Origin of the sequence: Paraconexibacter algicola, assembly GCF_003044185.1 — a bacterium.
Lineage (GTDB): Bacteria > Actinomycetota > Thermoleophilia > Solirubrobacterales > Solirubrobacteraceae > Paraconexibacter > Paraconexibacter algicola.
The window spans coordinates 526388-540140 of the sequence record NZ_PYYB01000001.1; the positions used below are offsets into that span (position 1 = coordinate 526388).

Annotated in this window: 14 protein-coding genes, 1 tRNA gene and 1 pseudogene; 5 read left to right on the forward strand and 11 right to left on the reverse strand. The window is 69.9% G+C overall.

Annotated features, from left to right (window positions below; all coding sequences use genetic code 11):
- Window positions 1-37 precede the first annotated feature (37 nt).
- From C7Y72_RS02435 to C7Y72_RS02450, 4 genes are all read right to left on the reverse strand, one after another.
- Entirely contained in the window at window positions 38-676 is a 639-nt protein-coding gene (locus tag C7Y72_RS02435; protein ID WP_146175218.1) for a hypothetical protein, read from the reverse strand.
- Window positions 677-740: 64 nt separating this feature from the next.
- Window positions 741-1175, reverse strand: coding sequence for a hypothetical protein (locus C7Y72_RS02440; protein WP_107567033.1), 435 nt, complete (start codon window positions 1173-1175; stop codon window positions 741-743).
- Window positions 1176-1346: 171 nt separating this feature from the next.
- Window positions 1347-1598 carry an anti-sigma factor family protein gene (locus C7Y72_RS02445; RefSeq protein ID WP_199223832.1) on the reverse strand — a complete coding sequence of 84 codons (252 nt, stop codon included), beginning with the start codon at window positions 1596-1598 and terminating at the stop codon, window positions 1347-1349.
- Window positions 1595-2248, reverse strand: coding sequence for an RNA polymerase sigma factor (locus tag C7Y72_RS02450; protein ID WP_107567034.1), 654 nt, complete (start codon window positions 2246-2248; stop codon window positions 1595-1597). The genes C7Y72_RS02445 and C7Y72_RS02450 overlap by 4 nt, the downstream gene beginning before the upstream one ends.
- A 708-nt stretch (window positions 2249-2956) precedes the next feature.
- Here C7Y72_RS02450 and C7Y72_RS02455 point away from each other — a divergent pair.
- The 3 genes from C7Y72_RS02455 to C7Y72_RS23030 are packed head-to-tail and all read left to right on the forward strand — an operon-like array spanning window position 2957 to window position 5871.
- Window positions 2957-4165 carry a tyrosine-type recombinase/integrase gene (locus C7Y72_RS02455; RefSeq protein WP_107567035.1) on the forward strand — a complete coding sequence of 403 codons (1209 nt, stop codon included), beginning with the start codon at window positions 2957-2959 and terminating at the stop codon, window positions 4163-4165.
- Entirely contained in the window at window positions 4162-5667 is a 1506-nt protein-coding gene (locus tag C7Y72_RS02460) for an SIR2 family protein (RefSeq protein WP_158276588.1), read from the forward strand. Before C7Y72_RS02455 ends, C7Y72_RS02460 begins: the two co-directional genes overlap by 4 nt.
- A 33-nt stretch (window positions 5668-5700) precedes the next feature.
- Window positions 5701-5871: a hypothetical protein gene (locus tag C7Y72_RS23030; protein ID WP_158276589.1), complete on the forward strand. Its 171-nt coding sequence runs from the start codon at window positions 5701-5703 to the stop codon at window positions 5869-5871.
- A 28-nt stretch (window positions 5872-5899) separates the two neighbouring features.
- On the opposite strand, the gene C7Y72_RS02465 is transcribed toward C7Y72_RS23030, so the two are convergent.
- Genes C7Y72_RS02465 through C7Y72_RS02480 form a run of 4 tightly spaced genes read right to left on the reverse strand, consistent with a single transcriptional unit; the run spans window position 5900 to window position 9637 of the window.
- Window positions 5900-6433 carry a hypothetical protein gene (locus C7Y72_RS02465; protein ID WP_107567037.1) on the reverse strand — a complete coding sequence of 178 codons (534 nt, stop codon included), beginning with the start codon at window positions 6431-6433 and terminating at the stop codon, window positions 5900-5902.
- An 11-nt stretch (window positions 6434-6444) separates the two neighbouring features.
- Window positions 6445-7614 carry a helix-turn-helix domain-containing protein gene (locus C7Y72_RS02470; protein WP_107567038.1) on the reverse strand — a complete coding sequence of 390 codons (1170 nt, stop codon included), beginning with the start codon at window positions 7612-7614 and terminating at the stop codon, window positions 6445-6447.
- Window positions 7611-9014 carry a 7-cyano-7-deazaguanine synthase gene (locus tag C7Y72_RS02475; protein WP_107567039.1) on the reverse strand — a complete coding sequence of 468 codons (1404 nt, stop codon included), beginning with the start codon at window positions 9012-9014 and terminating at the stop codon, window positions 7611-7613. The genes C7Y72_RS02470 and C7Y72_RS02475 overlap by 4 nt, the downstream gene beginning before the upstream one ends.
- Complete coding sequence (locus C7Y72_RS02480) at window positions 9014-9637, reverse strand: hypothetical protein (RefSeq protein WP_107567040.1); 624 nt, start codon at window positions 9635-9637, stop codon at window positions 9014-9016. Before C7Y72_RS02480 ends, C7Y72_RS02475 begins: the two co-directional genes overlap by 1 nt.
- Before the next feature lie 139 nt (window positions 9638-9776).
- Here C7Y72_RS02480 and C7Y72_RS02485 point away from each other — a divergent pair, with 139 nt between their 5' ends.
- Both C7Y72_RS02485 and C7Y72_RS02490 read left to right on the forward strand, forming a co-directional pair.
- Entirely contained in the window at window positions 9777-10439 is a 663-nt protein-coding gene (locus C7Y72_RS02485; RefSeq protein WP_107567041.1) for a hypothetical protein, read from the forward strand.
- A 39-nt stretch (window positions 10440-10478) separates the two neighbouring features.
- Window positions 10479-10724: pseudogene (locus C7Y72_RS02490) on the forward strand (alpha/beta fold hydrolase); the annotation flags it as partial.
- Window positions 10725-10876: 152 nt separating this feature from the next.
- Here C7Y72_RS02490 and C7Y72_RS02495 read toward each other — a convergent pair.
- From C7Y72_RS02495 to C7Y72_RS02505, 3 genes are all read right to left on the reverse strand, one after another.
- Window positions 10877-10950 (reverse strand) — tRNA-Arg (locus C7Y72_RS02495).
- Between the two features lie 81 nt (window positions 10951-11031).
- Window positions 11032-12993 carry a DUF7064 domain-containing protein gene (locus C7Y72_RS02500; protein WP_107567043.1) on the reverse strand — a complete coding sequence of 654 codons (1962 nt, stop codon included), beginning with the start codon at window positions 12991-12993 and terminating at the stop codon, window positions 11032-11034.
- Between the two features lie 42 nt (window positions 12994-13035).
- Window positions 13036-13671 (reverse strand): TVP38/TMEM64 family protein, encoded by a 636-nt coding sequence (locus C7Y72_RS02505; RefSeq protein WP_107567044.1) that lies wholly within the window; start codon window positions 13669-13671, stop codon window positions 13036-13038.
- Window positions 13672-13753 lie beyond the last annotated feature (82 nt).

A 13753-nucleotide genomic window follows, 5' to 3' on the forward strand; every position in this document is an offset into this window, starting at 1 on the left:
GCGAGGGGACCGTACGCCGTCGGGGAGGGCACGCCCATCACAGCGCCGCCCGCACGGCCGACCAGAAGGCCAGCAGCGCGTCCTCGTCGAGGTCCTCGGTCTGCGCTCCGGTGAAGCCGACCGCGTTCCACATGTCCCCGGACGGAGGCGCGTTCCACGTGGCGACGTAGGCATACGGTCGCGGGTGGTTCTCGTCCCCGGGCGACACGCCGTACGTGGCGCGACGATCCGCCGGGCCGAGCTCGATCGCGACGTCGAAGTGCTCGGGCCAGAGGACGACCTCACTCACGTCGTCGTCGTCGGTCGCGATCGCCCGGAGGCGCGTGAGGGCGCCCGCCCCGACGGCGTGCGCGGCGTGGACGAGCGCGGCGGCGTCCGGATCGACGGCGAGCTCCCGGTCGGGAACCGGGAGCGTCCGCAGGCCCACGTGGTCGGCGGCCTCGCCGAGCGTGCGGATCGGGGCGAGGTGCTCGGTGCCGTCGGGATCGGCGCGGAGCACCGACGTGCCCCGCACGCCGACTCGCCCACCGGCCGGGAGCGGCGGTGTCGCGAAGCCGCCAGCAATGATCGTCAGCGCGATCTCGTTGCCGGTCTCCTGCACGCGGAGTGGCGCGATGACGTGCTCGGCGAGCTGGTGGAGGGCGGTTCGGGTCTCGACGAGGCGGGGGATGTCCATGTCGGTCATGTCCGGCGGACGGGCGGGACGTTGCATCCGCGGGGACCCGTTTCGTGATCGTTCATCACCGCGCGGACGAGGTGGCGACCGTCGCGACGCCGACGACGGTCTTGTGGACGAGCTCGCGGGCGACGTCCGCGCGGCTCCAGCGCACGGGTGACGCGGCGCCCCCGACGAGCGCGAAGAGCGCCGCGTCGACCGCGACGAGCGTCACGGCGATCCCCGCGGCCCGAGCGACGGCCGGGCGGCTCGTGCCGAGGACCTCGTCGAGGACGACGGCCGTCGCCGTCAGCGAGAGCTGCATCGCGTGCGTGACGGGGCCGCGCAGTTGGCCTGGGATCTCGACGCCGAGCAGTCGACTCGCGACGTCCGCCGGGCCCGTGCTGGGCGCGCGCCCGCTCGCGCGCATGTCGACGGTCTGGCTCGCCAGCATGGCGGCGTCGACCAGGACGGCACGCCGGGCGAGGCGCGCCGGTGTCGCGGGGAGAGATGAGGTCATGGAGATCGTCGTCCCGCGAACCCGCCACAGCGTTACGCGCGACGTGGCGGCGGTGACCGGCTCGTTCTCGGCACGGGACCGGTCTGCCGCGTGTGAACCGGCGATCGTGCCGTCGCGGTCGCGCAGTTCGACACGGGCGAGTCGCGCCCCACTCCAGGCGCGGGGCGTCGCTCAGCGGGTCCGACGCCAGCGCTCGAACACCGCACCGAGGTCGGTCCGCATGCGCTCGTCGAGATCCGTGTCACGCAGCGCGCCGGCGGCGGCGATGGTCACGCGGATCTGCTCGAGGTAGCGGGTGCACGCCGGGCAGTCGGCGAGGTGCCGTTCGAGGCGCGCGCGGTCGTCCGGAGCCAACGCGTCGTCGAGGTACTCGGTCACGCGCTCGACGAGCTCGCGGCAGTCCATCTGGGGATCCGCCGTCACGTCGCGAAGTCCTCCGCGAGCATCTCGCGGCACCGCGCCCGCGCGCGGTGCAGGAGCACGCGCTGATTGCCCGGCGTGAGCTTCAGCATCGAGCACACCTCCTCGGCGGGCCAACCCTCGACGTCCCGCATCGTGATCACGAGACGTTGCGCCGCCGGAAGGGAGGCGATCGCCGTGGCGACGAGCCGCCGCGTCTCGTTGAGCGCCAGCGCCTCCTCCGGAAGGTTCTCCCAGCGCGACGGGGGTGCGGCCCAGTGGCGCGGCCACGACCGGTGGTCGTCCGGAAGGAAGCGCTCCGCCGGGACGGCCGGCGCGCCGTCGTCGAGCTCCGCGGCGACGAGGCTCGCGAACGGAAGCGCCCGTGCCTCCGACGCGCCCCGCGTCAACGCGCGGTTGACGAGGATCCGGAAGATCCAGGTGCGCAGCGACGAGCGGGCCTCGAACCGGTCGAGACCGCGCAGGACGCCGAGCCACGTCTCCTGGACGACCTCCTCGGCGACTGCCTGCGTGCTCACGTAGGACCGCGCGACGCGCAGCAGCGCGGGCGTGTGACGCCGGACGAGCGCGCCGAACGCCTCCTCGTCCCCGCCGCGGAGCGCCGCGAGGACGCGTGCGTCGTCCGTCTCGACCTCGCGTTCGCGCAGCGGCATCCCGTGGTGAGGATACGAAGCCGACGCGCCGCGATCACCGGGCCGCCCTGAACGCCGCGGAACTCCTCGAAGGGCTGCTCCGGGCGCTCAAGCCGGCCAACAAGGCAGGAATAGATTCGTGCCGTCCAGCCCCCTGCGTTTGGTCCACTCGGGGTGTCGTGTTCCGCCCCCTGCTCTTTTGGAGAGGGAGATTTCACCGCCTGGTGACCGCAGCGCATGGAGCGCCGGGCCTGGTCCTCTGTGGTTGAGGGAAGTGACGCTCACCGGCTGCCCCGTCCGGCAGCGCGCGCGAAATTGTAGCCTGAGCGCTTGGGGTGGTAGCCCGGGGACGAGCCGCGCGCCGCGCGGCACGCCAAACCGCATCGGAGAAGTTCACCGAGCAGCGTCGAAGACGCCCGCGGCTCGCCCTGTCGAGCAGGGCGCCGGCCGACTTCTCGCCGCGCGCCTGGGACTCCGGGCCGGTTTCGTGCTTCGAGTCCGCCCCCGGAAACGCGAAAACCCCGCGATTTGCGGGGTTTTCTTGAGCGCGCCCGAGAGGATTCGAACCTCTGACCTTCGGTTCCGTAGACAGCCTAGAGGCCGAACAATGGCCCCCGGAACCAGGGTTTTAGCGGGTATTCTTCGAGTTTCCTCCGATTGCGTCGAGCTGCTTGGGGAGAAAAACGGGGAGAAAAAACATCCGCCCCATGCGGTAGCGTTCTTGAGGTCATGGCGACCCTCGATCCGACCTTCTCCCGCTCCGTCTCCGGCCACGTGAAGCTGCGCCGCGGCAAGCTGCGCTCGACCTGGTACGCCAAGTGGCGCGACGCCCAGGGCGTGCAGCGCGAGCGCAAGCTCGGCCTGCTGTGGGACCAAAAGGGCACCGCCCCCGCCGGCTACCTGACCGAGAAGGACGCCGACGCCCAGCTGCAGGCGATCCTCACCGACGCCCGACGCGGCGCCGTCGAGCAGGTCCGCACCGGCGTGACCTTCGACGTCGTCGCCGACGACTGGCTCGCGTGGGGCCTGCGCGACCGCGACTGGAAGCCCTCGACCGCCTCCGACAACCGCTCCGTCGTAAACGCCCACCTGCTGCCAGCCTTTCGCGGCAAGCGCGTCGAGAAGATCACCCCCGAGGACATCGAGCAGTGGCGCGACGAGCTCGTCGACGACCGCGGCGCCAGCCGCCGCACCGCCAACAAGTGCCTGATCGTGCTCGGCGCGATCCTCGAGCGCGCCGTCAAGGTCCACGGCCTGCTGCGCAACCCCGCCCGCGAGGTCGCCAAGCTGCGCGTCCGCTACGACCCCAACCAGTACGACTTCTACTCGCCCGAGGAGATCGAGCAGCTCGGCAAGGGCGCGGCCTCAGACCAGGACCGCACCGTCTTTCTCACCGCCGCGTTCACCGGCCTGCGCATGGGCGAGCTGATCGCGCTGCGCTGGGGCGACGTCGACTTCGACACCGAGGCCCTGCACGTCTACGGCTCCTACTCCCTCGGAACGCTCACGGCCCCGAAGTCCGGCCTGACCCGGACCGTGCCGATGGCCGAGCAGGTCCGCGACCTGCTCAAGGACCACCAGAAGCGGGTCCCGCACGCGCGGACCGATCTCGTCTTCCCCGGCGAGCGCGGCGAGTTCCTCGACGGCTCAGCCCTGCGCCGCCGCTACAAGAAGGCCCTGGAGAACGCCAAGCTCCGCAAGCTGCGGTTCCACGACCTGCGCCACACGTTCGGCTCGATCGCGATCAACCAGGCCACGATCGTCCAGGTCCAGGCGTGGATGGGCCACGCCGACGTGCAGACCACCATGAAGTACATGCACCACCGCAGCCGCGCCGGCGACGCCAAATTGCTGTCGGCTGCATTCCGGCCCAAGAAGAAGGCCAAACCACGATCGACCGCTGCCGCACACGCGAAGCCGACCACCGCCTCAGCGTGAGCTTTAGCGCCTTCTCCCAGCCGCCGCTGCGCGACCTCATCAACGACGCACGGGACACCCCGAAGCTATCTCTGCTGCTCGGTGCCGGCACGTCGATCGAGGCTGGACTGCCAAGCTGGTCGGCGCTGATCGAGCGATTGCTGGTCCGCGCTGGCACCGCGAGCGGCACCCTCACCACGGCTGACGAGGACGGCACGAATCGCTGGGTCGCCGAGGCGGTTCGCCGTGACGGATATCTCGGAGCGGCGGCGATTGTTGAGGCGCTCGCCGAGGACGGACAGCTCGGCGAATGGATCCCCCTCGATCTCTATGGCGAACGTAGCCCGTCCGACTTCTTCCCGGGGCCTATTGCGCAGCAGCTCCCTCGTCTGGTTGACGCGTTCGGTACTGACTTGGAGATCTTTACGACCAACTACGACGACCTCGCCGAGCAAGCACTCCGTGACGATCCCGTCTCGCCCCGTCAAGCAGCGGCGTACGTCGGCGAGCATCTCGGCGTCGGTGCCGACGTCGTGCAGGTCCGTCACCTTCATGGCTATGCCGGGCGTGACGGGCAGGCCGGTACGCTGGTGCTCAGCGAAGCCGACTACCAGCGCATGCAGCAAGGCGCTTCGTGGCAGGCTAACCAAGTCGGCGCAGCGCTAGCGAACAGCATGTTCGTGTTCGTCGGATCGAGCCTCGCCGATCCCAATCTGCTGCGCTACTTGTACGGCGAGCCGCCAGGCAACAAGCCCCCGCGCTACGCGATCTTCGTTCGACAGGACACCTACGAACCCGAGGTTCCCGACGGGGTCCGTAAGGCGCGCGAGGCCGCCGTCCGTAGCCGATGGGGCGCCGTCGGCGTCACCGTCGTGTTCGTCGACCACTACGTCGAAGTCGCGCAGGCACTTTCCGAGATGGCCCGCGCCAAACGGCTCGGCGAGTCTTACGTTCCCCTTCCGGACCGTGCCGCCACCTGGGTCACCACCGTCAACGACCGCCTCCTCGGTCTCGCCGCCGACGAGACCTTCCAGCGAGCCCAATCGCAGATCGTCACGCGGCTGCGCGAAGCTCTCCAAGCCGCCGTCGCCGCGGCCGAACGTCTCGAACAGCGGCAGTGGGACGAGACGCTGGCCCTCACGCTGTGGCTCGTCGACGAGCCCGGCGAGCATCTCATCAACCGCGCCACGACCGACCGGCTGCACATCGACCGCGCCACCATCGAGCCAGTCCATATCGATGAGTACGCGCGCTGGGTTGCCGTCCGCGCGTACTGCCGAGGCAAGATCCTGGCCGAATCCCGCGAGACCTACGCGTCGCGATGGCATTTCATTCGCGGACTCCCACTCGTCATCGATGACGACGAGTTCGGTCGTATCCCCGTCGGTTGCGTGACCGTCACCTCCATGAAACGCCGCGACGAGACGATGTTGAACGCGATCGACGACGCCGTCGAAGCCGGCTTCAACCGTGCGCTACGCACCGCCATCTACGAACTACTCGCCCAACCTTTCCGCCACTGATCCGTCCGCCCCTTACGCTAAGAAGAGACAGCAATGACCGAGCACGACAAGATCGAGCACGAACTTCCTAACGGCGACGTCCTCGTCGAGGACTCGACACGCGTCCGGCCTGACGTCGACGATGTCTTCCGCGAGGTCGAGGAAGAGATGGCCCGCGAGGCCGAGAAGATGTACCGCTCCCTTCGCGAAGCCGCCGCGGCCTGACCCCGACTCCTGGGGTTCCGCCTCCAGGTCACGATGGTGACGAGGCGCGGGACCACCACGGCGCCAACGGGTGGGTGTTTGGCGGCCGGTACCGCGCGCGGGTCTCGATGCGCTGAAGCACCGACGCGAGCTGCGCGTCGTCGGCGTCGACGGCGTCGGCCCACCAGCTCAGGATGTCCGGCGTGGTCACGGTCTCCACGACCGGATCGCCGTCCGCCGCGATCTTTAGGGCGAGTCCGTCATCGGTCGCCAGCACCAGACCTCGGTGCCGAGCTGCAGCAAGCGACGCCGCCTCGCCGTCGCCGAGTCGTGGCACCAGACTGAGGAACGTCGTCAGCTCTTCAGCGCCCGAGAGCGAGACGGCGGTCACCGTGCCCTCGGCGCTGAGCGGCTCCCACTCCAGCGCCTCGCGATCATCTCCCTCGTCATCGACGTAGAGCACCTCGGCGGTGACTTGCTCGACGACGATCAGCTCGGAGCCGGCATCGGTCGAGAGCGAGCGGAGGATGCCGCCGGCGAAGACGTTGATCACGACACAGGCGTCGAGCAGGAGCCGTTCCATCGGGCCTGCGGTCAGCGCGCGTCGAGATCGGGGGCGTCGTCCAGGTCGAAGTCGAGCTCTTCGACCAGGCGCCGGGCGGCGACGCGATCCCGGCGAAGGAATCGCGCGACGCGCTCTTCGGAGATCAGTCCTTTTCGATAGGCCGTGACCGTGAGCAGCACGTAGCGCCGCGGGAGCAGCACGGTGTCGGCTTGTCGCGGCTGTAGACCCAGAAGCGCGCGTCCTTCCTCGGGCTTGAGGCCACGTCTGACGAGCTGGTCCCAGGCGCCTGACTTGATCAGCTTGAGGTCCTCCAGCCGACGGGCCATCGCCTCGGCCGACACGTGCCAGAAGTCCGCCTGGCCGAGCAGCAGCGCGGGCGTCACGCGGCCGCCCGATGCGGTCTTGGCAGCTTCAAACCGACGCGTGACGCCGCCGGCCGGCATCAACAGCCGTTGCGCGAACGCGTCGGCAAAGCGCTCAGCCGCCGGTACGCGCCGGTAGCCGGCGATGACGACCGTGATCTCCGCGCGATCGCGCCGCGTCAGGAAGTGCGCGAACTCATGCGCCAGCGAGAATCGCTGGCGCTCCCAACGGTGGCGACTGTTCATCGCCACGCACGCGCCGAGTTGCTCGTCATACGCGAACAAGCCGCCGAATCGGGACGGCAGCGGGACGGAGAACACGCGAAGCCCAACGTCGTTCTCGAGCAGCTCGCGCAGATGCGGTAGCGGTCCGTCACCAAGATGCAGGCGTCCCCGCTCCTCGGTAGCCAGCCGCTCGGCGCCGGCGACCGGGTCGGTGGGCACGGTTTGCGGGCTCGGGAAGCTCGTAGGAAGCGGAGCGTCCAGCAGGCGCTCAAGTTCGACGTAGTCTTCGGCGAGTTTCTGAAGCGCGAGCGTCGCGTGCCGAAGGTCGTCCTCCTCGGGCATCCTTCCCGCCGACTCGCGGAACTGAGCAGCGAGCTCACGGGGTGGTTCGCTGGGTCGAAGGAGCTCGTCCAGCCGTTGCCCGTACAGACCAGCCAGAGCGACCATCTCCTCGGGCTTGAGCCGGCGCTCGCCGCTCTCCAACGCGACCAGCGAGGTTCGCGCCATGCCCATCTGCTCAGCCACCTGCGCCTGGGTGAGCCCGCGATCTTGGCGAGCGCGCCGCAGCCGCTCAAGAAGCCAGCTGTACTGACCTCGTTCGGACGTGCTCACGCCGCGACTCCGGTCCGCTCGCCCTGGGGCAGGTAGCGCACCGTCAGAGGGTGCTCAAACCTGGCCCACTCTTCGACGTAGGTCGTCAGGAGTCCTTGGGTCAGGCCGACCGGGTCGTGGTAGCCCTGAGCGAGCAGTGCATCGTGGATGCGGCGCAGGTCCGGGAACGCTCGCACGAGCGCGTCGACCGGCGTGGGCTCCCGTAGGGCCCGATCCATCTGCGCGGCCTGGTTGAGCATGTAGTGCAGCCGAAGGGCGCGCTTGTCCGACCCGGCGGCGACCTCGCGGACGTCGGTGCGATAGAGGCTGGCCTCGGCATCGTCCTCGTCGGCCAAGCCGCCGGCGCGCAGCGCTTGGCGCCGCAGCAGACACGACGTGCAGGTTCCACATAGGTGGACCTTCGAGGCGCGATGCGTCAGACCCGTATCGCACGACACCGTGGTGCGGATGCCATTCCGCACCACGCCCTGGAGGAGAGCGCACATCTGTGCCTTGGTCTTCGTGAACGACGGGTTGACGATGTCGAATGCATCCTCGAGCACGAGGCTCATCAGGCCACTTGCCTTGACCAGGGTTTCGGGGCGCATCGCACGGGTGTTGTGGCTTCCGTACTGCGCCTCGGTGAGTGGCAAGTTCATCGCCCCGACGCCGTTCTCGTAGACGCGCAGCTCGCGCCCGCCGGCGGTCGCGGCGCTCACGGCGCCGAGCACCAAGAACACCAGCCCCCTAGTGCGTTGGCTGGCCTCCGGTGCATCGCGGCGTCCTGCCAGGCGAGCGATCGCCTCCCCGCGCAAAGCCACCGGGACCTGGAGCGCGCGGATCGAAGCAGGCGAGCTGGCCTTCAGCGCGGCGAGGGTCCGCTGCTGCATCGCGCCCATCGGCTTGCTCGTCGTGGCCGAGACGAGCACCAGCTCTCGATCCGCCTCAGCCGCGTCTGAGGCGGCCCCGGCGTAGGAGTCAAGGCCTCCGCTGTAGAGGCCGAAGCGCGCGTTGGGAATCGGGTCCATCCCGAAGAGCGGGTCTTGACTCTCTGCGAAACGGTGTTGCCGACGCCCACCGAGAAACTCGAAACCCCAGACGTCGTCGGTCAGCCACTCGAGCAGGTCGCGGAGCGCCTCGGCTACGTCGGCTTGGCGCCAGAACGCCTCGTCGCGCACGGCGATACGCACCGGCAGTTCCCGGCTCCAGTCCTCGCTGCCGCGACTTCCGGGCGGTCGACGCGGGCGCAGCCGGTCGGTGACATACGCGGACATCGCGATGTCGAGCAGGTCCGACAGGCGCGGCGACAGTGCCCGACCCAGGCCGAATGCGATCTGCTGATCGTCGAGCCGGAATCCCGACTCCCAATCCACGCGGGGGCCGTCCCCGCCGTCAAAGTTCAGAGGTTCGTAGCGCTGCATCAGCTCAGGTCCTCGTAGAGCAGGCTTTGCGTATCACGGGGGCGGATCTTGCGATCGGGGGCACGCAACCCGTCGCCGTCGGGCTTCCGCAGCAGACGGTCTGCGAGCTCGTCCAGCGACGCGTGCGCGTTGGCGGCGGCCTCGAAGCGCCTGGCCTCGTCGAAGTCTCCGTACTGCTCCAGCAGCAGGTCACGCCCGCGGCCCCACATGCGCTCATCGACCCACCGCGACAGCCCACCCTCGGTGATCTGCCGACATGCCTCTCCGTCGCTCATCGCAGCAAGTCCATCGCGGTCGCGGGCCAGCAAGTGCTCGGCCTCCCGTGCCATCGTCTGCGATAGGACGTTGCGGCCGTTGATGTCCAGAAACCGTCGCTGGGCCTGCTCCCACGCCGGCAGGTCGCCAAACACCGCGACGTATCGCGCGGCGTACGCCAGCTGCTCCAGCTCCGGGCAGCCGCCGGCGTCCCGCAGTGCCGCTGCGGTCGCTGCGCGGATCTCGTCGCCGACCTCGGCCGCCGACGCCCGGTCGAGAGCGGCCTGGAAGGGGCGGCGCCAGTGGCGAGGCAAGAGTCGGGGAACAAGGTCGTTGTCCGGCACGATCGGGAACAGTGCCAGCACCATCGGACAGAATGAGATCACAAGACACGTTTTCGCGGCTCCATGTCAGGTTTCCTCTTCGCCACAGCCCACTAGTCGGCGACCGTGCGCGGGCCAGTTTGCTGCCCATAAGGGGTTCTGGATGCGCGCGTATCCTTGACGTATGGCCCACGGTCCGGTGACGCTATTTGACGCCTTGGTCTCGATGGAGGTCGGTTCGCGGTTCGAGTCCCTTGGCGATTCCGAGCTGGATCTCCTGGTCCGGTACCACGAGGTCTGCTGCGGGCTGGGATCGTCGACCTTTTTCTCCCAGCCAATCCGGTTCTCGGTGAAGGCCGCGCCAGAGGAGAGCTACGAGCGGCTTGACCATGCCGGTCGCGACCCGCTGCGTTCGATGACCATGGACTTCCGCCAACTCTGGATGAAGAAGGAGCCTGCACGCTTCCACGCCATCCTCGGGCTACTACGCCAGCGGGTCGCCTCGCAAACAACCCTCGCCGACAGCACCAAAGCGATCCTCGACCTCCTCGGACGTCGCCACCGCGACGAGCGCAACGTCGGCCTGATGAGACACGTCTGGGCCGACGACCCGATGGGGCCGCCTATCCGTGAGTTCACCGCCGAGCAGGTCATCAACGACTGGCTCTACGGAGGCGCGTTCCACTTCGATGCTGATGCCGCGAGTCGGGTCGCGGCCTGGTCGCCGGTCGCGTACGAGTGGTCGCTCGTCAAAGCAATCAAGGGGATCGCCGTCGTGTGCTGGGAGCTCGACGTCCTCGTCGGCGCGATCGTGGAAGATCAGCGACCGACCGCTTTGGCTGCCTGAGAACCACCAGCGCGCGGCGAGCGAACCGCCCGCCGGTCTCAGCAGCTCGGCGCGATCGTGAAGTCCGGCGACCGGACCGCCGAGCTGAGGAACATCTCTGCTCCGACACTGGTCATCCACGGCGACCGGGACAGGATGGTCCATCCGTCGGGCGGCCGCGCCACCGCCGGAGCCATCCCTAAAGCTCGACTCCGGACGATCGCTGGCATGGGCCACGACCTCCCACCGGGTCTCGTGGCCACGCTTGTCGAGCTCATCGCGGAGCATTGCGACCAGTCCGCCTAATCGAGGTGACGACCGGCGCGCGAGAGGTGACAACACGCCACGGCTCTGCCGGCCGCCCCCGCCGCTTACGCTCGGGAGAAAATTCGGGGAGAAGTCGACCGACCCCTTCATCCGCGAAACTCAAAACCCCCCGATTTGCGGGGGGTTTCTAGCGCGCCCGAGAGGATTCGAACCTCTGACCTTCGGTTCCGTAGACCGACGCTCTATCCAGCTGAGCTACGGGCGCAGATCGGACGCTTGGCGTCCGGGTCGACCATGGTACGACACGCGGGCGTGCGTTGTCGGCCGACCCGGGCGGGCGGGTGGGTCACGCGGGCATGTTGCGGTTCCACTCGATCCAGCCGACGCCCTGGCGTCCGTCCTCCGTGCGCAGGCGGGCGAGCGCGCGAGGGAACTCGGCGCGACGTCCGTCGTCGGCGGTGAAGAGCACGGCGCCGAAGCCGACGGGCTCGACGTCCACGACGGGCCCGTCGGCCTGGTGCTCCAGGCGGGCGCCGGTGGCGAGGCCGTCGTCGGCGAACGTGGCGGACATCTGCAGGCCGGTGAGCTCGTGGACGTCGCCGTCGCGCTGGACGTAGCCGATCCCCATGCCGGGGATCGTGGGGACGCCGACGGCGTGGGTGCGCGTGCCGTCGTCGAGGTGGAAGCCGCTCCACATCCAGTCGCTGGCGAACCAGTCGCGGGAGCCCCACGAGTGGTCGCGCTGCCCGGGGCCGTCGAACGCGATCTCGGTGTCGTCGACGCGGATGGTGCCGGTGACGCGGCAGGGGATCTCGTAGCGGGTGGCGCCGCGCCACTGGTAGGGGACGGCGTCGGTCTCCCAGACGAGGTCGAACGCGACGTCGACCGGCTCGCCGGTCTCGCCGCGCAGCGGGCCGCTGTGGTCGGCGAAGGCGGCGGCTCGGCCGTCGAGGGTCACACGGAACCGCTTCAGCGGCTCCTCGCAGACCTGGGTGAGCGTCACGCCGTCGGCGCTCACGGACTGCTCACGGTCGTCGGCGGGCGGGAGCGGCCCGGTGGGCAGGGCCACCATGATGGCGGGCCGGCCCTCGCGGACGATGCTCGCGATGACGTGCGTGTGGCCGCCGTTGACGACCCGGCCGATCCGCGCGTAGACGCCGACGGTCCCGTCGGCGCTGGCGGCGTCGAAGTACCAGGACTCGCTCCAGGTGGCCTCTGGTCCGGGCTCGTGGCAGCCCTCGTCGGCGGCGTCGGGCACGAGCGCGGTGAGCGCTCCCGGCTCGGGCAGCAGGTCGAGGGAGCCGAGGTCGAGGACCTGCTGGGCGTTGCGTCGCAGCCAGGTCATGAACATCTCGTCCCCGCGCTCGGTCTGCTCGACGACCATCGCGGCGACGACGGTCATCAGCAGTCCGCCGAACGCCTGGCGGCGGTACTCCTCCCAGCACAGCTCCCACGACAGGGCGCGGACGCCGTGGGCGAGCAGCTCGTCGTGGTAGAGCCGCACGAGCTCCTCCTCGTGCGCGCGCCGGACGTCGGCGTCGAACGCGCCGGCGAGGAAGTAGGAGACGTCGTAGAGCGCGGGCCCCCACTGCAGCGTCTGCCAGTCCACGACGGTGCAGCGGTCGGCGGAGAAGAGGAGGTTGTCGAGCCGGTAGTCGCCGTGCACGAGCCCGAGCGGCGGGCGACGGTCGGCGAACCACGCGTCGATCACGGGCACGAAGCGCTCGAGCACCTCGGCGTGCTCGGGCGCGACGCGGTCGCCGTAGCGCTCGAGGAATCCGGGGAGCAGCGCCCCGGCGAGCTGCTGGGTGAGCGGGTTGGGGACGTTGAGGAAGTCGAGCGTGCCGACGTGCAGGTCGCCCATGACGGGGGCGTGCACGCGGGCGAGGGTGCGCAGCGCGAGCCGCGCCTCCTCGACGCTGCAGCCGCGGATCTGGTCGCCCTGCTCGGCGCCGACGATGTCCTCCAGCACGAGCGTGAACCAGCCCTCGTCCTCGTCGTAGACCGCGAGGTGGCAGCCGGGCACGGCCCCGGTCGCACGGTCGGCGAGGTGCGCGTAGAAGGAGATCTCCCGCCGGTACGCGCCGAGCCCGACGCCGGTGGCGCGACTGTTCGCGTCGGTGGCGGCGAGCTTCACCACGACGGTCTCCCCCTCCCCGAACGTGACGCGGAAGCTGCCGCTCATCTGCCCGGTGCCGATCGGGACGATCGAGGCGATCTCGACCTCCCGCTGCAGCACGGCGCTGAGCCAGTCGGAGGTGACGTCGTCGACGGTCTTGGCGACAGGAACGGGGATCTGACTCGACATGGTGTCGAACCCTACGCGGCCGCACGCGGCGGCGGGCGATCTTCACCGCGCGACGTAGATCCGTCGCGCGATCTCCGCGCCGACGAACGAGACGAGCACGAGCACGACGACGCCGGCGATCGCGGCCGGGGAGGACGGATCGTCCAGCGACGCGCCGATCGCCGTGTAGGAGAACGCGCGGGGCGCGGCGCCGATCGCGGTCCCGAGCGCGATCTGCCAGACCGCGACGCCGAGGACCCCGAACGCGTAGTTCATCGGGGCGTCGGGCACGGCGGGCAGCAGCCGCTGGAGCACGACGGCGCCGAAGCCGTGCCGTTCGAGCAGCCGTTCGGCGCGCGCGAGTCGCTCGCCGCCGAGGTCGACCGCGCCCTCGCGGCCGACGTGCCGGGCGACGAGCAGCGCGCAGACCGCGCTGAGGACGGAGGCGCTGAGCGTGACGATCGTGCCGACCGCGGTGCCGAACAGCAGGCCCGACACCCCGGCGAGCACCGGTCCGGGCACGAGCAGCAGGCCGAGCAGCGCCGAGATCGGCACGTAGGCGACCGGGGCGAACGGGCCGAACGCGTCGACCCAGCCGCGCACGTCCTCCTTCGTCACGACGTCGAAGCCCCAGAACGCCGCGAAGCCGGCGAGGAGCGCGACGACGAGGATCGCGAGGCGCGCGCGGGGTCCGATCACTCCGGGAGACGGTAGCGGGCCGCCGTCACCGCACCGTCACGCCCGGCACCGGTCCGGAACGCGGAAAGCCCCGCGGGCAGCA